The sequence below is a fragment of the Parafannyhessea sp. genome (assembly GCF_051876455.1).
GTDB lineage: Bacteria > Actinomycetota > Coriobacteriia > Coriobacteriales > Atopobiaceae > Parafannyhessea.
On the sequence record NZ_JBJEHW010000072.1, the window covers coordinates 1 to 18,320 of the forward strand.

Below are 18,320 nucleotides of genomic sequence, written 5' to 3' on the forward strand. Positions count from 1 at the left end.
CTGCTCCTTGAGGGCCTTGCCGCCCGCAGCGGCCTCAGCGCGGCCGGTGTCGGTCAGGTCGACGTCGGTCCAACCGGTGAAGAGGTTCTTGAGGTTCCACTCCGACTCACCGTGACGGATGATGACGAGCTTCATAGTGTCTTCTGCCATGCCTGTTCCTTTCTGTAGAAACGCTTGCGCACCAAACACCTACGTGCATACATTCTAAGGCAGGAGGGGGCGCGCTTGCGCATCAAGTTTGCGACGTTGCCGCTCGTTACAAGATGACGGCAATCCGTGGGCAACCGCGCCGCTCTGCCACGCCGTGCCGGGACCGGGGCCGCCGCCCCGCTAGTCCGCCACGTCCGCGTCGAGCGTGACGCTCACCTTGAGCTTGGGATACGCCGCGCGGACCTCGTCCACGATCTGGTGGTAGAGCGCCTCGCGGTCGGGAAGGGCAAAGTCCAGCACCACGTCGAAGTGGAGGGAGCCGTCCTTCTCGTCCAGGTAGAAGCCGTGCATCTGGAGCACGCCCTCGTGCGCCATCACCATGCGCGTGACGTCGCTGCGCAGCGCCGCGGCCGCGTCGTCGGACGTGTTGCGCGAGTAGATCCCCACGGCCGCCATGAGCACGCGCCCGTTGGTGGCGTGGTACACGCTGTGCTGGATGCGGCGGGTCATCTGGTCGATCTGCGCCGCGGTCATGGTGTCGGGCACCTCCGTGTGGACGGAGCCCACCAGGTGCTCCGGCCCGTAGGCGTGGAGGAGAAGGTCGTAGGCGCCGTGGGCGTCGGGGTCTGCCTCGACGAGGGCCTTGACCTTGGACGATATCTCCTCGTCCGGGCGTTCGCCCAGGATCTGGCTCAGCGTGCCACCCAGCATCTCGAGGCCGGACTTGACGATCACGACGGATATCGCGGCGCCCACCCAGGCCTCGATCGCGACGCCCGTTGCGATGAAGACCAGCGCCGCCGCCAGCGTGGAGAGCGAGAGCACCGCGTCGAACAGCGCGTCCGCGCCCGACGCCACGAGCGAGTCGGAGTCCACGCGCTCGCCCGTCGCCTTGACGTGGCGGCCCAGCAGGAGCTTGACCACGACGGCCGCCGCGATGATCGCGAGCGAGACGGGGGTGTAGTCCGGCGTCTGCGGGGCCACGATGCCCTTGACGGACTCCGCGAGCGACGTGACGCCGGCGTACAGCACGATGACCGAGATGACGGTGGAGGACAGGTACTCCACGCGGCCGTAGCCCAGCGGGTGGCGTTTGTCCGGCCGCTTGGCCGCGAGCTTGGTTCCCACGATGGTGATGACGGAACTCAGGGCGTCGGACAGGTTGTTGACCGCGTCCATCGTGATGGCGACGGAGCGCGTGACCACGCCGACCGCCGCCTTGAATGCGGCGAGAAGGACGTTCGCCGCGATTCCGAGCACGCTCGTGCGCACGATGGTCGCCTCGCGCTGTGACGTCGCGTCGCCGCCCGGCGCCGTGTTCTTCTCCTCTTGCTGTGCTGCCATGTGAATGCACGTCTTTTCTCATGAGGGGAGGCGGCCGCCATGGTGTGCGACCGCCTCCCGGTGTGTGTGACTCGAGCCCAGTCTAGTGCGCGGCGTGGGGGATTGCCGCGCCTTCGCAAAGGCTACAGCTGGGCTGCGATGGCCTTCTCGACCTCGGCCATGTCGACCGTGGGCTCGAAGCGGGCCCGGAGGTTGCCGTCGCGGTCCACGAGGAACTTGGTGAAGTTCCACATGATGTAGGCCTTGTCGCCAAACTTCCTGTTGTTTGCGTCTGCGAACTTCTTGAGGGCGAGTGCCTTGACGCCCTTGCCAAAGCCCTGGAACGGCCTTTCGGTCGCGAGGTCCCTGAACAGGGGGTCGGCGCCGTCGCCGTTGACCTCGATCTTCTTGAACTGGGGGAACTCCGTGCCGAACTTCATGGTGCAGAACTGGTGGATTTCGTCGTCGGACTCGGGTGCCTGGCCGGCAAACTGGTTGCAGGGGAAGTCCAGGATCTCGAAGCCGCGGTCGCGGTACTTTGCGTAGATGCGCTCGAGGTCGTCGTACTGGGGGGTGAAGCCGCAGCCGGTGGCGGTGTTGACGATGAGAAGGACCTTGCCCCTGTAGGCGTCGAGGCTCGTGGTGGTGCCGTCCTGCTTGGTCACGGTGTAGTCGAAGTAGCTCATGTGCGGTCTCCTTACATATATGTGAGTGCACGTCGCGTGTGGGTGGGGGTAGGGCCCCTCCCGTTGGCCATAACTATAGCACGCAATCGTATAGTGCACGATATAAATATGGATTGTGGCGAACGTGTGATGACGGAAGAAGAGTTAACCGTGCTTTACTTTTGACGTTCTATCGGATACTATGTACTCGTCAAGCGGGAGCCCCCGCTCGCACATCGCTTACCTCTACCCGGGATGCGGATCCTCTCCCCGCAAGACTGGGTCCCAGCCCCGCCGACGACCCCCTTCCTTCGTCGGCGGGGCATCTTTGTGCGCGGTTGAGGTGTGGTGGGGGAGCGTAGGGTCCGCACCTCGTTGGATTTCGCGCGGGATATGACGTGGATGTGGGTATAGTTATACCAGGCTAACAAATACTTCGTCCGGGCGGCGCGACCGCACGGGCGTGAAGGAGGTACAAATGCTGCTGAACGTCATCATCGTCGTCGCGATTGCGGTGGCGTTCGTGCTGTGCGTGAGGAGCCTGGCCAAGGGTGGCGGCAGCTGCTCGAGCTGCGCGCAGGAGGCAACCTGCCCCGCGCATGCGGGTGGCGCCAAGACGTGCCCCGTCGCGAAGGACATGGTCGCCAAGGCGGATGCCGCGCTCACGTCCACGGGAAAGCGCAAGTAGGGGGAGCCGTCCTTCTCGCCCGCGGTCCATTTGTATTAAGATTTGAACGTTTGCGCGACGGGGTGCCTGAGGCGACCGTTTGCCTTGGGGAGGCCGCGTCTCGCAGACCCAATACCCCTTGGTAACAGACGCGTAATCTGCGTGTGCCAAGGTGCAACTGGTATGACTGACTGCTCGGCGTGTGCCCGTACGCACTACGGAAGGATCTGGCATGAGTGATAGGAATGTCGACTTTGTGCTCAGGACGGTGGAGAAGCGCGACATTCGCTTTGTCCGCCTCTGGTTTACCGACGTCCTTGGCAGGCTGAAGTCCTTTGCGATCTCGTCCGAGGACCTGGAGGAGGCCTTCGAGGAGGGCATCGGCTTCGACGGCTCGTCCGTGGAGGGCTTCGTCTCGTCCGAGGAGTCGGACATGCTGGCGTTCCCCGACCCGACGACCTTCCAGATCCTGCCGTGGAGGCCGGAGCAGCATGGCGTCGCGCGCGTGTTCTGCGACATCAAGACGCCGTCGCGCGAGCCGTTTGAGGGCGACTCCCGCTCCTGCCTGGAGCGCGTGTTCCGCATGGCGGACGCGAAGGGCTACGTGCTCAACGTGGGGCCGCGCATCGAGTACTTCTACTTTGGCAACGACCAGGACCCCATCCCGCAGGACAACGGCGGCTACTTCGAGCTCACGACGTCCGACGTGGCGACCGACCTGCGTCGCTCGACCACGCTCATGCTCGAGCGCATGTCCATCCCCGTGGCGTACTCCTTCCACGCCACGGCGCCGTCGCAGAACACGGTGGAGCTGCGCTACACCGAGGCCAGGAGCTGCGCGGACAACATCATGACCGCACGCGTGGTCATCAGGCAGGAAGCCCACCAGAACGGGCTCTTTGCGTCGTTCATGCCCAAGCCGCTCAACGGCTACCTGGGCTCCGGCATGTTCCTGTACGAGTCGCTCTTCGACCACGAGGGTAACAACCTGTTCTGGGCGCCCAAGACCCAGAACGACGCCCACCTGAGCGAGCTGGCGCAGCACTACGTGGCGGGACTCCTGAAGTACGCGCCCGAGAGCCTGCTCGTCTCCAACCCAACCGTCAACTCGTACAAGCGCCTCGTGCCCAACGGCGAGGTCCCCATCTACACCACCTGGGGCCGTAAGAACCGCACCGCGCTCGTGCGCATCCCCACGCACAAGCCGGGCAAGCACCAGTCCACGCGCGTGGAGCTCAGGAACCCGGACCCCACGGCCAACCCGTACCTCACCATCGCGCTGACGCTCGCCGCCGGCATCCGCGGCATCGAGGAGGGGCTCGAGCTCCCGCCCGAGGCGATAACGGACCCCGCCGCGATGAGCGAGTCCGAGCGCCAGGCGGCCGGCATCGAGCGCCTGCCGCGCGACCTGGGCGAGGCGATCGAGCGCTTCGAGGGAAGCGAGTTCGTGCGCGAGGTGCTGGGCGACCACATCACGGACTTCTACGCGGAGGAGAAGAGAAAAGAGTGGGACGAGTACTGCACCACCGTCACGGAGTGGGAGCGCAGGAAGTACTACGCCGGCGTGTAGGCGTCCGCCGAGGCACCGCGTCCTTCTCGCCCGCGAGGGGACGCTGAGCGGCGTGCGGCGGAAAGTATAAAAGGTGGGTTACTGAAACAAGGCAATCTTACGGAGCGAGGGCGACCGTCCACATAATAGGACGGTCGCCCTCCTATTTAATGGTGTACGGTTTCGAACACTAACCAACTATTTGACCATTCTATTTCAACATCCGAAAAACTGATATATAGGGGGGAACAATAATCACGCTTCAAGTACTATTGGGACAAGCGCACGACATAACGTCGCGTCCGCGGTCGAGCCGGCCAGAGTCCCTGGCCGTCCGCCGTATTGCACGTTTCTGCAAGTAGGGGACTTCAGCGCAAGTTGAAGGGGAGACTGGAATGAAGAGTAGAAGCTGCGTCCGATTGCGTGCACTGCCGCTGGTGATGGCGATGTCACTGGCCATGGTGCTGACCGTGTTCGTCACGGGCTGCTCGTCCTCGAGCTCGTCGAGCAAGAGCACGAGCAAGAAGGCATCCGAGAAGATCGAGCTGGTCCACAAGGGCAAGCTCACGGTGGCGTCAGACCTGGCGAACCCGCCGTTCGACTACATGGAGGGCACCACCAAGAAGGGCTTCGAGGTCGAGCTGATGGACGCGCTCGCCAAGAAGCTCGGGCTCACGGTCAACTACCTGAACCCGATGAAGTTCGACTCCATCATCCCCACCGTCAAGCAGGGCGGCAAGGCGGACGTGGGCGCCTCCAACTTCACGATCACTGCCGACCGCAAGAAGGAGATCGACTTCACGGACGCCTACATCGACTCCAACCAGGGCATCGTGACCAGCAAGGCCACGGCATCCTCGGTCGGGTCCGACGTGAACGTCCTCAACAAGTCGGGCGTGACGGTTGCCGTGCAGTCGGGCACCACGGGCGAGTCATGGGTAGAGGAGAACCTGCCCAACGCCAAGGTCGTGGCGCTTGACGACCCGATCTCGGCCCTGTCCGGCGTCTCGACCGGCCTGTACAACGCGGCCGTCGCGGACCTGCCCGTCATGCAGTACGAGGTGAAGAACTCCTACACGAGCCTCTCCGTCGCGAAGGAGATCGCGACCGGCGAGCAGTACGGCATCGTCGTCAGCAAGGACAACCCCGCGCTCACGAAGGCCCTCAACAAGGCACTCAAGCAGCTGCGCAAGGACGGCACCCTGTCCACGCTCGAGAAGAAGTGGTTCGGCGTCGACTACGAGGCGCAGTCCGCGAGCGCCGCGGCCACCTCGACCACGACGAACGGCGACGCCGGCTCCGTGGTCGTGAGCAAGGCGACCGCACGTCCCAACGAGGACGGCGGCGACCGCGTCATCGGCGGCATCAACACGCGCCTGACGTGGGAGGCGACCACCAAGGTCGAGGACGGCGTCTCGTCCGTCACCCTGAAGCTCCCGAGCGACGCCTCGTTCGAGGGGTCCACCACCAAGGTCACCGTGCTCAAGGGCCTCACGCGCGTCAACATCGACGGCAAGGCCACGGTCAAGGGCAACACGGTCACTATCAAGTTCGAGAGTCCCATCCCCAACGGGTCGCTCCTCAGGCTCGAGATCACGGACATGAAGTTCCCCAACCAGGGCGGCAAGTACAAGGTCACGGGCAGCTACACGACCGCGGCCGGCGTCAAGGGCACCCTGCCCGCATCGTCTGCCATCAAGACCATCTCCAACACCCCGGTGCAGCAGATCGTCATGTGGCTTGACGGCCAGCCCTGGGTCACCGCCTGGAACTCCGTGCCGTTCCTCAACATGTTCTTCAAGCCGCAGCTCCTCGTGACCTCGTTCGTCTCGCTCTTCGGCGGCTGGGTGCTTTGCCTGCTCATCGTGGTCATCTCGTACCCGTTCGCCATCGCGCTCGGCCTGCTGTTCGCCATGATGAAGATCTCGCGTTTCAAGGTCCTGCGCGGCCTGGCGTCCATCTACATCAACCTCCTGCGTGGCACGCCTCTCTTCCTGCAGATCTACATCATGTTCTTTGGCCTGCCGATGGTCGGCATCAACATCGACAACAACGTCCTGGGCGTCATCGTCATGGCCATCAACTCCTCCGCCTACCAGGCAGAGATCTACCGTGCGGGCATTCTCTCGATCCCCAACGGCCAGTACGAGGCCGCGGCGTCCCTCGGCATGAACCGTGCGCAGACCATGTTCACGGTCATCCTGCCGCAGATGGTCCGTCGCGTCATCCCCACCGTCACGAGCGACTTCATCACGTCCTACAAGGACACCTCGCTCCTCTCCTCCGTCGGCGTCATGGAGCTCATGATGTTCTCGAAGAACCTCACCACCACGTCCGGCAACATCACGCCGTACATGGCCGCCGCAATCTACTACCTGATCGTCACGCTGCCGCTCATCAAGGTCGTCAGCATCGTCGAGAAGCGCCTCGCGGACGCCGAGAACGGCGTCGGTCCCAGGCCGCGCGGCCGTGCCGCCAAGCGCGTCGAGGCGGCCGAGGGCGAGAAGGGCGAGTCCGCCGAGAAGGACGCCGAGCCCAAGGGCACCAGCGCGTTCGAGGCGCTCGCCGCACCGTTCCGCTCCCACGCAAGTCAGGAGGCCTAGCCGATGATGTCTTTCAAGAAGTCTGGTAGCTCCAAGGGGATCGAGGTCCCGCCCGCGATGGACGCGGAGGAGGCCGCGCGCAAGGCCTACGAGCACGACCAGGGCCTCACCAAGCACACCTTCACGCCGGGCGAGCACCCCATCGTCCGCATCGAGCACCTCAACAAGACGTTCACGGACACGCCCGTCCTGCGCGACGTCAACCTGGACGTCTGGAACGGCGAGATCGTCGTCGTGCTGGGCCCGTCCGGCTCCGGCAAGTCCACGATGCTGCGCTGCATCAACATGCTCGAGACGCCCACCGCGGGCCACATCCTGATCGAGGACCAGGAGATCACCGGCAGCAAGAAGACCGACGTCAACAAGCTCCGCCGCGACCTGGGCATGGTGTTCCAGGGCTTCAACCTCTTCCCGCACATGACCGCGCTCGAGAACGTCATGGTGGGCAAGGTCAAGGTCCTCAAGAAGCCCAAGGAGGAGGCGCGTGCCGAGGCGCTCAAGCAGCTCAAGGCCGTCGGTCTGGCCGACCGCGCGGACTACAAGCCGCCCCAGCTCTCCGGTGGCCAGCAGCAGCGCGTCGCCATCGCGAGGGCCGTGGCCATGCATCCCAAGGTCATCCTCTTCGACGAGCCCACGTCCGCACTCGACCCCGAGCTCGTGCGCGACGTCCTCAACGTCATGCGCGACCTGGCGCTCCACAGCGGCATGACCATGATCGTCGTCACGCACGAGATGGACTTCGCCCGCGACGTCGCGGACAGGGTCGTCTTCATGGAGGGCGGCGTCGTGGTGGAGCAGGGCCTGCCCCAGGAGGTGTTCGACCACCCCAAGGCGCAGCGCACCAAGGAGTTCCTGGGCCACATACGCTAGGGGAGAAACGCCTCCATAGCGTGTCGGAAAGCTTGTTTTCTGCTTTGGCATTGCATGCCGCTGCAAACGTACGCAAGATTTATGCTAACCTTACCGGGGATGCCCATAGGCATCCCCGGTTTTTGTTGGAGCGTATCAAGGTTGGAGGTCATGGATGCACCACAAGAACATCCTGCTTGTCGCAAAGACCTCACGTTACATCGACCGCATGCGTGAGCTGAAGCATGCCCTCGACGTATCCATTCTGCCCACGACGCCCGAGACCTTCTCCCAGGCGATTACCTCTGGGCACGAGTTCGACCTCGTGGTACTGGACTCGAACGGCCTAGAGCAGGACACGCTCAATGCGGTGGACTCCTACGTCTCCGACAACGGCTTCATCCCCACGCTGATCATCCAGGACGAGAGCAAGCTCAGCTCCCTGCATATGCCGGCGCAGGGCAGGAACGACTTCATCCTGTCCTCGGCGGGCGAGGCGGAGTTCGAGGTGCGCTGCGCCCTGCTGCTCTGGCCAGGCGAGGAGAGCGCCCCCGCGGACATCGTGACCGTGGACAACATGACCATCAACCTCGCGACCTACCAGGTCTACATCGACGACGAGCCCGTCGACCTCACGCTCATGGAGTACTCGCTCCTCTCGTTCCTCGCGACGCACCCCTCCCGCGCCTACTCGCGCGAGACGCTGTTGCACCGCGTCTGGGGCTTCGAGTACTGCGGCGGCACGCGCACGGTCGACGTGCACATCAGGCGCGTCCGCTCCAAGGTGGGCCCGCAGGTGGCCTCGCACATCGTGACGGTGCGCGGCGTGGGCTACCTCTTCAAGCTGTAGCTCCCCTGGGGAGAAGAACGGTCGTATTTGCTTGCGTCCCGGTCATGCCGGGACGTTTTTTCATGCAGTGGCCCGTCTGTCGGGTCCTGGCTCCCTGGCTTTTAAGGAATCCAAAAGCGTTGTCCCAGAGACGTGACGCAAGTGCGCGTGGCTGAATTCACGCAAGCGGGTACGGGTAGAGTCAGGTTGTGTACAAGGACGTCGGGTATCGGGCGCGAGGGCGCCCGCGACCCACGAGGGAAGGGGTCAGCATGAGCGAGAGCGACAACGGCCGCCCACCAATTCCTGGGATGGACCAGACCGCGGTCCAGCCGACCGCGCAGCTTGCGACGCCGCAGGCACAGCCTGAGGCGGGCACCGCCGGCGACGGTACGGGTGCCGCTGGCACGGGTGCCGGCGGACCGGGAGGCGGCGCGCCGGGCACGCCCGGGGCGCCGGGCGCCAACGGGCCCGAGGCGCCTAAGGAAAAGAAGAGGCACGGCCACGCGCTCAGGAATGCGATCCTGGGACTGTGTGGCGGCATCGTGGGCGCGCTTCTCGTCGTGTTCGCGCTCAACGGCATGGGCTTCTTCGCAAACGCCTCCGGCACGTCGACCACCTCGTCGAGCACCGCGGGCAAGACCATCAACATCAAGAACACGGACGAGGCCACCACGGCGCAGGCCGCGGCCGCCAAGGCGCTGCCGTCCGTCGTCGTGGTCAACGTGACCACGAGCAGCGGCTCCGGCCTCGGCTCGGGCGTGATCTACGACAAGAAGGGCGACATCATCACGAACTACCATGTGATCGAGGGCGCCACCTCCATCTCCGTCACCATCAACAACAAGAGCTACGACGCCAAGGTCGTCGGCTCGGACTCCTCCAGCGACATCGCGGTCATCAAGGTCGACCTGGGCAACACGGAGGTCACCCCCATCGAGGTGGGCGATTCCGACAAGCTCGTCGTGGGCGACTGGGTCATGACCGTCGGTAGCCCGTTCGGCCTCGACCAATCCGTCTCCGCGGGCATCGTGAGCTCGCTCTCGCGCAACCAGGTCATGCAGTCCTCCTCGGGCGAGACCATCTACACCAACCTCATCCAGACCGACGCGGCCATCAACCCCGGCAACTCCGGCGGCGCGCTCGTCAACTCCAAGGGCCAGCTCGTCGGCATCTGCACGCTCTTCTCGTCCGACACCGATTCCTTCGCGGGCATCGGCTTCGCGATCCCGGGCAACTACGCGACCAAGATCGCTGACAAGATCATCGCGGGCAAGACGGTCACGCACGCCTACATCGGCCTCTCCATGCAGACCGTGAACTCGCAGAACGCGAAGTCCAACAACCTCTCCGTGAGCGAGGGCGCCTACGTGGTCGAGGTCACGAGCGGCAGCCCCGCCGACAAGGCCGGCATCAAGAAGGGCGACATCATCACTGCGGTCGACGGCGAGGAGATCACCTCCGCCGACGGCATGATCCTCGCGGTGCGCTCGCATGACATCGGCGACAAGATCAAGGTCACGTTCATGCGCGGCAACACCAAGAAGACCGTCGAGGTCACGCTGGGCGACGACTCCGCGCTGCAGAAGGAGGAGAGCAGCTCCAGCAGCACCACGGACATCAACAACACGACCAACAACAACACGAACACCAACGGCGACGGCTCGAGCGGCAGCGGCTCGCAGGACCAGCTCCTGCAGGAGATCTACCAGTACCTGCAGGACAACCGCGGCGGCTCGTACAGCACCACGGGAACCACGTCCACCACGTTGAGCTCAAAGAGCTAGCGGGCCTGGTGGGAACAGCAACGTGCGGCAGGGGGCGCGTCCCAAGAGGGGCGTGCCCCCGCCTTGTGCCGCGCGCCGCCGGATGACGGACGGCGCGGGGCATCTGCTAGCATACGGGCGAGAAGGACGGCAACCGCGGCCGGTGCCGCGGCGGAAGGGGGCACATATGGCGTACGCGGAGGACCCGGCGTACTGCGAGGTCTGCGGCGAGAGGCTCGTGCTGAGGGAGCAGCCGGAGGACGGTCCGCGCCCGTGGTGCCCCCGCTGCGAGGCGTGGCGCTACCCGCACTTCAGCGTGGGCGTGAGCATGATCGTGTACCACCCGGACGGCAGGCGCATCCTCACGATCGACCAGTACGGCAAGCACGGGATCCTCGTGGCCGGCTACGTGGCGCGCGGGGACGACCTGGAGTCCACGGTGCGCCGCGAGGTGAGGGAGGAGACGGGCCTCGAGCTCGAGGCGGTCGCCTACAACGCGAGCCGGTACTTCTCGCCCTCCAACACGCTCATGGCCAACTTCGTGTGCCGGGCCAAGGGCTCGGACGTGCGCCCCAACGCGGGCGAGGTTGACGCCGCCCACTGGGTGGACGCCGCCGAGGTGCTCGACGCGATGCCCGAGGGGTCGCTCGCGCGCTGGTTCGTGCAAAGGCACCTCGAGTCCCGGGGTTGCGGTAAGCTCTAGACCGCAACCAGACGTTTGGAGGATGGCATGGCAGACCAGGACGGCAGGGGCTTGGCGCCCGAGGGCACGCAGTTCTCGCTCTTTGGGACCGACGGACAGGCGGCGCCCGCCAAGGCGGGGGAGAAGGGCAAGGCCTCCCCGGCGGAGCGCGCGGCGGAGCTCAACCGCATCCTGAGGCACGCGGCCTACGCCTACTACGCGCTCGACAACCCGGAGATGACGGACGCGCAGTTCGACCGCTACCTGCGCGAGCTGCAGCAGATCGAGGCGGAGCACCCCGCCCTCGTGACGCCCGACTCCTACACCCAGCGCGTGGGCGGCTACGTGAGCGAGCAGTTTGCCCCCGTGCGTCACGCGCAGCGCATGTACTCCATAGACGACGCTATGAACCTGGACGAGTTGGACGAGTGGCTGCGCCGCACGGACGAGGCCCTGGGCTCCACGCCGCAGAACCCCGTGGCCTACACCTGCGAGCTCAAGATCGACGGCCTGGGCATCGCGCTCACCTACGAGGACGGCCGGCTCGTGCGCGCGGCGACGCGCGGCGACGGCACCACGGGCGAGGACGTGACCCAGAACGCGCTCACCATCCGCGACATCCCGCGCTCCCTTGCGCCCGAGGGCCTCGCGCTGGTGGCCGACGGCGGCTTTGGCCACTCGATCGAGGTGCGCGGCGAGGTCTACATGCCCAAGCACTCCTTCGTGCGGCTGAACGAGGAGAACGACGCTGCGGGCCGCGCGCCCTTCGCCAACCCCAGGAACGCCGCCGCCGGGTCGCTCCGCCAGAAGGACCCCAAGGTCACGGGCGCGCGCGACCTGGAGACGTTCATCTACGCCGTGGCTGACGAGGGCCCGCTCGCCGTCGACACGCAGAGCGACTTCCTGGGTTGGCTCCGCAAGTGCGGCTTCAGCGTGAACCCGCACGCCCGGCGCGTGGACTCCGCGGCAGAGGTGCACCAGTACTGCGCGGACGCCCTCGCGCACCGCGAGGACCTGGACTACGACATCGACGGCGTTGTGGTGAAGGCGGACTCCTTTGCCGCGCAGGCCAGCCTGGGCTTCACGGCGCGCGCGCCGCGCTGGTCCATCGCGTTCAAGTTCCCGCCGGAGGAGAAGAGCACCGTCCTGCGGGAGATCCGCGTCCAGGTGGGGCGCACCGGCGTGCTGACGCCCGTGGCGGAGTTCGACCCCGTGGTGGTGGCCGGTTCCACCATCGCGCGCGCGACGCTCCACAACATAGACGAGGTGCGCCGCCGCGACGTGCGCGTGGGCGACACCATCGTGGTGCACAAGGCCGGCGACGTCATCCCCGAGGTCGTGGGCCCCAAGGACCCGGACTCCGCCGAGCACCTGGCCCGCCCGCTGTGGGAGATGCCCGCGACCTGCCCCAGCTGCGGCAGCCCCGTCGTCCGCGAGGAGGGCGAGGTGGCCTACCGCTGCGTCTCCATCGACTGCCCCGCGCAGGCCACTGAGCGCCTCATCCACTGGGGCAGCCGCAACGCCATGGACATAGACGGCCTGGGCGAGGAGATCGTCCAGCGCATGGTGCAGCAGGGGCTGCTGCTGGACGTGGCCGACTTCTACACGCTGACCGAGGACGAGCTCGCCTCCCTCGACACGGGCCGCAGCTACGAGACGGCCGCAAAGGGCCACGAGGTGGGCGACTCCATCGTGGTCGGCAGGACCATCGCGCGCAAGATCCTGGCGCAGGTGGAGGAGTCCAAGTCGCGCGGCCTTGCCCGCGTGCTCTTTGGCCTGGGCATCCGCCACGTGGGCGCCAACGTGGCGACGCTCTTGGCCAACGCCTTCGGCTCCATGGAGCGGCTCATGCTCGCGAGCGAGGAGGACATCTCGCAGATCGACGGCATCGGTCCCAAGATCGCCGCAAGCGTGAGGGAGTTCTTCTCCATCCCCAAGAACGTCGAGGTGGTGGAGCGCCTGCGCAAGAGCGGCGTGAGCATGGAGCAGGAGGGCTTTGGCGAGGAGCCGGAGCAGCCGCAGACGCTCGCCGGCCTCACGTTCGTGCTGACGGGCACGCTCGAGAAGTACACGCGCACCGAGGCGGGGGACCGCCTCAAGGCGATGGGCGCCAAGGTGTCGGGCTCCGTGTCAAAGCGGACGAGCTACGTGGTGGCCGGCGCGGCTGCGGGATCAAAGCTCGCGAAGGCCGAGCAGCTGGGTGTGACGGTGCTCGACGAGGCCGCGCTCGACCGCATCCTGAGCACGGGCGAGGTTCCCCCGCGCGATGAATAGAAGCACCCCAAGAACTGCATAGAGTTCCGATATCGACAACAGAACTGCATAAAATTTCGGGAATGTCACAAATGGGCATCAACTCCGTTCACAACGGGCCAAACAGCCCCGCCCCGTTGCGTAGGCATCCTAGAATGCGTTCCAGACAACGTCGAGCCAGACAGTTCAGGGGGCTGATGCACTATGGAGTCAACTGGTGGCAGTAAGGGCGGGCACATTCTAGCCTGGTTGGATGACGACGACGGCGGCAAGACCGTGCCGTTCAGGCGAGAGAAGCCTCAGACGTGGCTGGAGGAGCTGGGCGAGCTGAACGAGGAGGGAAGGCTCGCCACGGTGTCGAGGACGCTGCAGTTCCCGCGCACCCACGAGGACGAGCAGGACGACGTGGCCTGGCTCTAGGCTGACGGACACAAGACGCGTGCGGCGTTCGGGGGTCTGCCCCGGGCGCCGCTCTTTCTTTACGTGGACTGCGACGCCGGGCGCGCGTCTGTTGGTTTTGCCCAGATTGGCGCTCTTGCCCGAGCCTGCACTATCCTGTGCGGACGGACGTTCATCCCGCCGTGCGCCACGGCCGCGCACGGGGCCAAACCAACGGGAGGCCACTCCTTGGCGACCATGTACTTCTCGCTCTTCTGCATCCTTCTGGTGGCGACGCTCGCGCCCTTCGTGGCGAGCCTCGTTCCCGGTCGTGCCGTTCCCGAGGTGGTGTTCCTGGTCTTTGGCGGCGCGCTCCTGGGAAAGTACGGCTTGTTCAGGGGAATCGACCCCGACCTGGAGCCCATCCAGCTCCTGGGTGACCTGGGCATGGGGTTCCTCTTCCTCAAGGCCGGCTACGAGATCGACGCGCGCGACCTCCTGGGCAGGACGGGCGCCATCGCCGCGGGGTCGTGGCTCGTGTCGCTTGGGCTCGGCTTTGCCGTGGTCTCGCTCCTCTCCGCGAGGCTCGGCTTTGGGCAGTCATCGTGGGTGGCACTCGCCATCTGCATGACCACGACGGCGTACGGCACGCTCGCGCCCATCATCAGCGACCGCAAGCTCATGGGGACCCGCGTGGGCAGGGCCGTGTCGGTCTACGGCTCGCTCGGCGAGATCCTGCCCGTCCTCGCGATGGCGTTCCTGCTGTCGTCGCGCTCCGTCAGGCGGACGGGGGTGCTGCTCGTGAGCTTCGTGCTCGTCTGCCTGGCCGTGTACTTCTTCACGTCGCGGGCAAGAAACGCTGGCGCCCGCTTCTGGCGCTTCCTCGTGGAGAACGCGGGCAGCTCGAGCCAGCCGCTCATGAGGGTCGTGTCGCTCCTGCTCGTCTTCCTGCTGCTCGCCACCGTCGTGTTCCAGTTCGACGCGGCGCTCGGCGCCTTTGCCTCCGGCTTCATCCTGCGGGCGCTCTTCCCGGAGGGGAACGAGGCGCTCGAGGGCAAGATCGACGTGCTCTCCAACGGGTTCTTCCAGCCGGTGTTCTTCGTGGTGTCGGGCGCGAGCCTCGACCTCGCGGCCGCCACGAGGGACCTGCCGCTGCTCTTCGGCTTCATCCTGGCGCTCGTCGTCGTGCGCGGCCTCGTGGTCGCGGTCTCGCTCCACATCGACCCAAGCACGCGGGTCATGAGCTGGCGCGAGGTCTTCTCAACCTCCGCCTACTGCACCATGGCGCTGCCGCTCATCGTGGCCATCACGGGGATCGCGCAGGACAACGGCGTGCTCTCCGCGACCGCGGCATCGGTGCTCGTCACCTCGGCGGCGCTCACCGTGCTCTTCATACCCGTGGTCACGTCGTTCGTGCGCGTGGTGGACGAGGCCGACCCGATCGAGGCCGCACACGAGCTCGCGCACCACGAGGCGCCGCTCGACGAGGTCATGCGTCACCACATGGCCGTCTTCCACGAGCGCCAGAGCCACTTCCACGACGAGAGGCGCGCCATCCACCGGCAGGGCAGGCGCTTCTCGTCTGCCGAGTACTTCGCGCGGATGGAGCGGATGGAGGGCGAGGCCGGCGATGCCGGCGGGGACGTGGAGAGCGCCTCTAGGCGGTCTCGGGGACGCCGTCGTAGTTGAGGCCGGCGAAGTCCGCGCGCAGGGCGCCAAAGTCGCCGCGCATGAAGCGCTCGGCGCAGCGCTTCCACCTGTCCAGCGCGAGGAAGAAGAGGTCGGGGAAGCTCTCGTCGTGCGAGGCGCCCGTTGCGGGGTCGCTCCAGCGGTGGTGCGAGAGGTTGGCTGAGGCGCACTCGTCCACGGGGTCCGTGCGGTGCGCCATGCATTCCGCCATGGCGTGCGAGCTGAAGAGGTGCTCGATGGAGACCACGGCCGCGCTCTTTTTGGATCCGAGGGGCTCGATGGCGCGGTAGAACGTGGCGTAGTCGCGCGTGGCGCCCGCGTACTGCTCGGGCGAGATCTTCAGGCCAAACGTCTGCAGCGCGATGAGCGAGAAGAGCGCCCCGCCCACGCGGTCGATCCTCTCGGTCCGTGCGAGGAGGCTTGCCGTGGGGACCTCCGCCACGGTCTGGCGGCGCATGCTCCAGAGCATCCAGGTGTCGAGGTCGCTCTCGATGATGGCGTGCACCTCGCTCCCCATGGACTCGAGCCCCACGCCGGCGCCGCAGATGGCGTCCTGCTGCGCAAAGATGAAGGGGTGCGCCGTGCTGTCGAGCAGGTAGTGGCCCAGGAGGCCCAGCGCAAAGGCGCGACCCACGCCCTCGTCGTGGCGGGGGAGGTGCGCCACGCCCTCGCGGAGCGAGGAGAACGCCGCGAGCACCCTGCCCGCGTGCATGTCGCGCGCGAGGCGGTGGCAGGCGACGGAGTTCTCGGGCGTGGCCGTGAAGCGGACGAAGAAGGGGTCGGGACCCTGGTTTCCCAGGAGGAAGGCGAGGAGCTCCTCCTCGTCCCGGATGATGCCCTCGGGGATGAGGTCCATGGCCTTCTCGCCAAAGAGGTGATGAGTGATCAGGGCAGGCATGTGCGCTCCCGTGAGTTGACGTTTTGTGGCGCGTAAGTACGCAGTGTGTATAGATTACACGATTTTGCTGTGCGCGCAGGGTGTTTTTGCCATCCGCGGACTTGGCCATCGCAATCTTGTGTAGACTTGAAAAATTGCAAATTTGGCGCCGCATCCCGCGGCAGGTCGGAAGGTAGCCCGCATGAGTCCCCTCGAGGTCGTGGTCCTGGGCCTGGCGCTGTCCGCGGACGCGTTTGCCGTCACCGTCTCAAACACGTTCTGCTATGCGGGGGAGCGCCGCTCCCGACTCGCCCTGCAACCCGTGTTCTTCGGCGCGTTCCAGGCGCTCATGCCGCTTCTGGGCTACTTCCTGGGCGGGCTCGCGGCCTCGCTGATCGAGCGCTACGCGGGCATCGTCACCCTCGTGATCCTGGGCATCATCGGCGGCAACATGGTGCGCGAGGGCGTGGGGGCCATCCGTCACCCCGAGCGCGAGGAGGCCTGCCCCACGGGCGAGAAGGCCCACCGCCTCACGCTGGGACAGCTCCTCTTCCAGGCGGTCGCCACCGCGATCGACGCGTTCGCCGTGGGCGTGAGCCTGCGCGCGCAGGCGGTCAACCTCTGGTTCGCCGTCAGCGTCATTGGCGTCACCACCGCCGCGTGCTGCGTGGTCGCGCTCTTCGTGGGACACAAGCTCGGCCACATCCTGGGCGACCGCGCCGAGGTCGTGGGCGGCTGCGTGCTCATCCTCATCGGCCTGAAGGCGCTCCTGGGCTAGGTCCCGCGCCTCCGCGCAATGTGTGGCGTTGCCGTTCGCGTCCGGCGGGGCGTATACAATCAGGGGGCAGCAAGGCCGAAGCTTGAGCGCAAGGAGGCTCACATGCCAGAAACCGTGGAGGACGCAAGCAAGAGGGCGTCCAGGACCATAGCCGTGATCGACGGCAACTCGCTCATGCACAGGGCGTTCCACGCCATCCGCCAGCCCATGACGGCACCGGACGGCCGCGCCACCAACGCGCTCTTCGGCTTCTTCAACATGTTCATCAAGCTTGTGGAGTCCTTCTCGCCCGATGGCGTCATCTGCGCGTTCGACAAGGGCAAGCCGCAGGTCAGGATCGACATGCTCCCGCAGTACAAGGCGCAGCGGCCTCCCATGGACCCGGCGCTGCACGAGCAGTTCCCCATGGTGAAGGACCTGCTGCGCGCGCTCGACGTGCCCGTGGTGGAGCTCCAGGGCTGGGAGGGCGACGACATCCTGGGCACGCTCGCGCGCCGCGGCGAGGCCGAGGGCTACGAGATGCTGCTCTTCACGGGCGACCGCGACATGTACCAGCTCGCGACGGACCACGTGAAGATCGTTGCCACCAAGAAGGGCGTGTCCGACGTGTCGATCATGACGCCGGAGAGCGTGGACGACCTCTACCACGGCATCACGCCCAAGCTCGTGCCGGACTTCTACGGCCTCAAGGGCGACAGCTCGGACAACATCCCCGGCGTACCCGGCATCGGCCCCAAGAAGGCGGCCGCGCTCATCGTGCAGTACGGCGACCTGGACAACGTGATCGCGCACGCGGACGAGGTCAAGGGCAAGATGGGCGAGAACCTCCGCGCCCATGTGGACGACGCGCTGCTGAGCCGCAAGGTCGCCACGATCCGCACGGACGCCCCCATCGACCTCGACCTCAAGGACGCCAAGTTCCCGACCTTCGACCCCGCCGAGGTCACGAAGGCGTTCTCGGCCCTGGGCTTCACGGGCATGACTCAGCGCCTCGTGCGCCTGGAGGGCGAGGGTGCCGCCGCGGAGGCGGCGCCCACGCCCACGCTCGCCAAGGTGGACCGCCTCGAGGGCGACGCGGCCGAGAAGGGCCTGGACAAGGCGGTCGCGGGCGGCACGTGGGCCGCGGCGGCGCTCGAGCGGGAGGCTCCCAGGAAGGGCCAGCAGTCGCTCTTCGCGGAGGCGGCGCCCCGCGTGCTCTGGGTGGCGATCGAGGCCGCGCTCCTGAGGTTCGAGGGCGACGCGGCCACGTCCGCGCTGGTCAG

16 protein-coding genes are annotated in these 18,320 nt (G+C 66.2%); 12 read left to right on the top strand and 4 right to left on the bottom strand.

What is annotated here, in order from left to right; all coding sequences use genetic code 11:
* From ACI38Z_RS03405 to ACI38Z_RS03415, 3 genes are all read right to left on the bottom strand, one after another.
* Positions 1-150: histidine phosphatase family protein (locus tag ACI38Z_RS03405; protein WP_439788797.1), on the bottom strand; the 150-nt coding region annotated here is incomplete at its 3' end.
* A 180-nt stretch (positions 151-330) separates the two neighbouring features.
* Positions 331-1,494: a cation diffusion facilitator family transporter gene (locus tag ACI38Z_RS03410; RefSeq protein WP_439788781.1), complete on the bottom strand. Its 1,164-nt coding sequence runs from the start codon at positions 1,492-1,494 to the stop codon at positions 331-333.
* A 122-nt stretch (positions 1,495-1,616) separates the two neighbouring features.
* Positions 1,617-2,159 (bottom strand): glutathione peroxidase, encoded by a 543-nt coding sequence (locus tag ACI38Z_RS03415; RefSeq protein WP_439788783.1) that lies wholly within the window; start codon positions 2,157-2,159, stop codon positions 1,617-1,619.
* Positions 2,160-2,616: 457 nt separating this feature from the next.
* Between ACI38Z_RS03415 and ACI38Z_RS03420 the strand changes: the two genes are divergently transcribed.
* From ACI38Z_RS03420 to ACI38Z_RS03465, 10 genes are all read left to right on the top strand, one after another.
* On the top strand, positions 2,617-2,826 hold the full coding sequence (locus ACI38Z_RS03420; RefSeq protein ID WP_439788784.1) for a FeoB-associated Cys-rich membrane protein: 210 nt from the start codon (positions 2,617-2,619) through the stop codon (positions 2,824-2,826).
* Positions 2,827-3,037: 211 nt separating this feature from the next.
* The gene (locus ACI38Z_RS03425) at positions 3,038-4,375 is read left to right on the top strand and encodes a glutamine synthetase family protein (protein ID WP_439788785.1); all 1,338 of its coding nucleotides are present in this window, start codon (positions 3,038-3,040) and stop codon (positions 4,373-4,375) included.
* Between the two features lie 425 nt (positions 4,376-4,800).
* Positions 4,801-6,957 (top strand): ABC transporter substrate-binding protein/permease, encoded by a 2,157-nt coding sequence (locus ACI38Z_RS03430; protein WP_439788786.1) that lies wholly within the window; start codon positions 4,801-4,803, stop codon positions 6,955-6,957.
* Positions 6,958-6,960: 3 nt separating this feature from the next.
* Positions 6,961-7,827, top strand: a complete 867-nt coding sequence (locus ACI38Z_RS03435; RefSeq protein WP_439788787.1) for an amino acid ABC transporter ATP-binding protein — start codon at positions 6,961-6,963, stop codon at positions 7,825-7,827.
* A gap of 154 nt (positions 7,828-7,981) precedes the next feature.
* The gene (locus ACI38Z_RS03440; protein WP_439788788.1) at positions 7,982-8,656 is read left to right on the top strand and encodes a winged helix-turn-helix transcriptional regulator; all 675 of its coding nucleotides are present in this window, start codon (positions 7,982-7,984) and stop codon (positions 8,654-8,656) included.
* A gap of 251 nt (positions 8,657-8,907) precedes the next feature.
* The gene (locus tag ACI38Z_RS03445; protein WP_439788789.1) at positions 8,908-10,422 is read left to right on the top strand and encodes a S1C family serine protease; all 1,515 of its coding nucleotides are present in this window, start codon (positions 8,908-8,910) and stop codon (positions 10,420-10,422) included.
* A 166-nt stretch (positions 10,423-10,588) separates the two neighbouring features.
* Complete coding sequence (locus ACI38Z_RS03450; RefSeq protein WP_439788790.1) at positions 10,589-11,104, top strand: NAD(+) diphosphatase; 516 nt, start codon at positions 10,589-10,591, stop codon at positions 11,102-11,104.
* 27 nt (positions 11,105-11,131) lie between these two features.
* Positions 11,132-13,357, top strand: a complete 2,226-nt coding sequence (ligA, locus tag ACI38Z_RS03455) for an NAD-dependent DNA ligase LigA (protein WP_439788792.1) — start codon at positions 11,132-11,134, stop codon at positions 13,355-13,357.
* A gap of 183 nt (positions 13,358-13,540) precedes the next feature.
* Positions 13,541-13,756: a hypothetical protein gene (locus tag ACI38Z_RS03460; protein WP_439788793.1), complete on the top strand. Its 216-nt coding sequence runs from the start codon at positions 13,541-13,543 to the stop codon at positions 13,754-13,756.
* A 216-nt stretch (positions 13,757-13,972) separates the two neighbouring features.
* Complete coding sequence (locus ACI38Z_RS03465; protein ID WP_439788798.1) at positions 13,973-15,403, top strand: cation:proton antiporter; 1,431 nt, start codon at positions 13,973-13,975, stop codon at positions 15,401-15,403.
* On the opposite strand, the gene ACI38Z_RS03470 is transcribed toward ACI38Z_RS03465, so the two are convergent.
* Positions 15,372-16,301 (bottom strand): zinc dependent phospholipase C family protein, encoded by a 930-nt coding sequence (locus tag ACI38Z_RS03470; protein WP_439788794.1) that lies wholly within the window; start codon positions 16,299-16,301, stop codon positions 15,372-15,374. The two genes, ACI38Z_RS03465 and ACI38Z_RS03470, sit on opposite strands and share 32 nt — an antisense overlap.
* A 181-nt stretch (positions 16,302-16,482) precedes the next feature.
* Here ACI38Z_RS03470 and ACI38Z_RS03475 point away from each other — a divergent pair, with 181 nt between their 5' ends.
* Complete coding sequence (locus tag ACI38Z_RS03475) at positions 16,483-17,058, top strand: manganese efflux pump MntP (protein ID WP_439788795.1); 576 nt, start codon at positions 16,483-16,485, stop codon at positions 17,056-17,058.
* Positions 17,059-17,160: 102 nt separating this feature from the next.
* On the top strand, positions 17,161-18,320 hold a 1,160-nt coding region (locus ACI38Z_RS03480; RefSeq protein WP_439788796.1), incomplete at its 3' end, for a 5'-3' exonuclease.

Excerpts from the sequence above, each read along its gene's own strand:
- ACI38Z_RS03410 (WP_439788781.1), bottom strand. The coding sequence starts at position 1,494 with ATGGCAGCACAGCAAGAGGAGAAGAACACGGCGCCGGGCGGCGACGCG.
- ACI38Z_RS03415 (WP_439788783.1), bottom strand. The coding sequence starts at position 2,159 with ATGAGCTACTTCGACTACACCGTGACCAAGCAGGACGGCACCACCACG.
- ACI38Z_RS03420 (WP_439788784.1), top strand. The coding sequence starts at position 2,617 with ATGCTGCTGAACGTCATCATCGTCGTCGCGATTGCGGTGGCGTTCGTG.
- ACI38Z_RS03425 (WP_439788785.1), top strand. The coding sequence starts at position 3,038 with ATGAGTGATAGGAATGTCGACTTTGTGCTCAGGACGGTGGAGAAGCGC.
- ACI38Z_RS03430 (WP_439788786.1), top strand. The coding sequence starts at position 4,801 with ATGTCACTGGCCATGGTGCTGACCGTGTTCGTCACGGGCTGCTCGTCC.
- ACI38Z_RS03435 (WP_439788787.1), top strand. The coding sequence starts at position 6,961 with ATGATGTCTTTCAAGAAGTCTGGTAGCTCCAAGGGGATCGAGGTCCCG.
- ACI38Z_RS03440 (WP_439788788.1), top strand. The coding sequence starts at position 7,982 with ATGCACCACAAGAACATCCTGCTTGTCGCAAAGACCTCACGTTACATC.
- ACI38Z_RS03445 (WP_439788789.1), top strand. The coding sequence starts at position 8,908 with ATGAGCGAGAGCGACAACGGCCGCCCACCAATTCCTGGGATGGACCAG.
- ACI38Z_RS03450 (WP_439788790.1), top strand. The coding sequence starts at position 10,589 with ATGGCGTACGCGGAGGACCCGGCGTACTGCGAGGTCTGCGGCGAGAGG.
- ligA (WP_439788792.1), top strand. The coding sequence starts at position 11,132 with ATGGCAGACCAGGACGGCAGGGGCTTGGCGCCCGAGGGCACGCAGTTC.
- ACI38Z_RS03460 (WP_439788793.1), top strand. The coding sequence starts at position 13,541 with ATGGAGTCAACTGGTGGCAGTAAGGGCGGGCACATTCTAGCCTGGTTG.
- ACI38Z_RS03465 (WP_439788798.1), top strand. The coding sequence starts at position 13,973 with ATGTACTTCTCGCTCTTCTGCATCCTTCTGGTGGCGACGCTCGCGCCC.
- ACI38Z_RS03470 (WP_439788794.1), bottom strand. The coding sequence starts at position 16,301 with ATGCCTGCCCTGATCACTCATCACCTCTTTGGCGAGAAGGCCATGGAC.
- ACI38Z_RS03475 (WP_439788795.1), top strand. The coding sequence starts at position 16,483 with ATGAGTCCCCTCGAGGTCGTGGTCCTGGGCCTGGCGCTGTCCGCGGAC.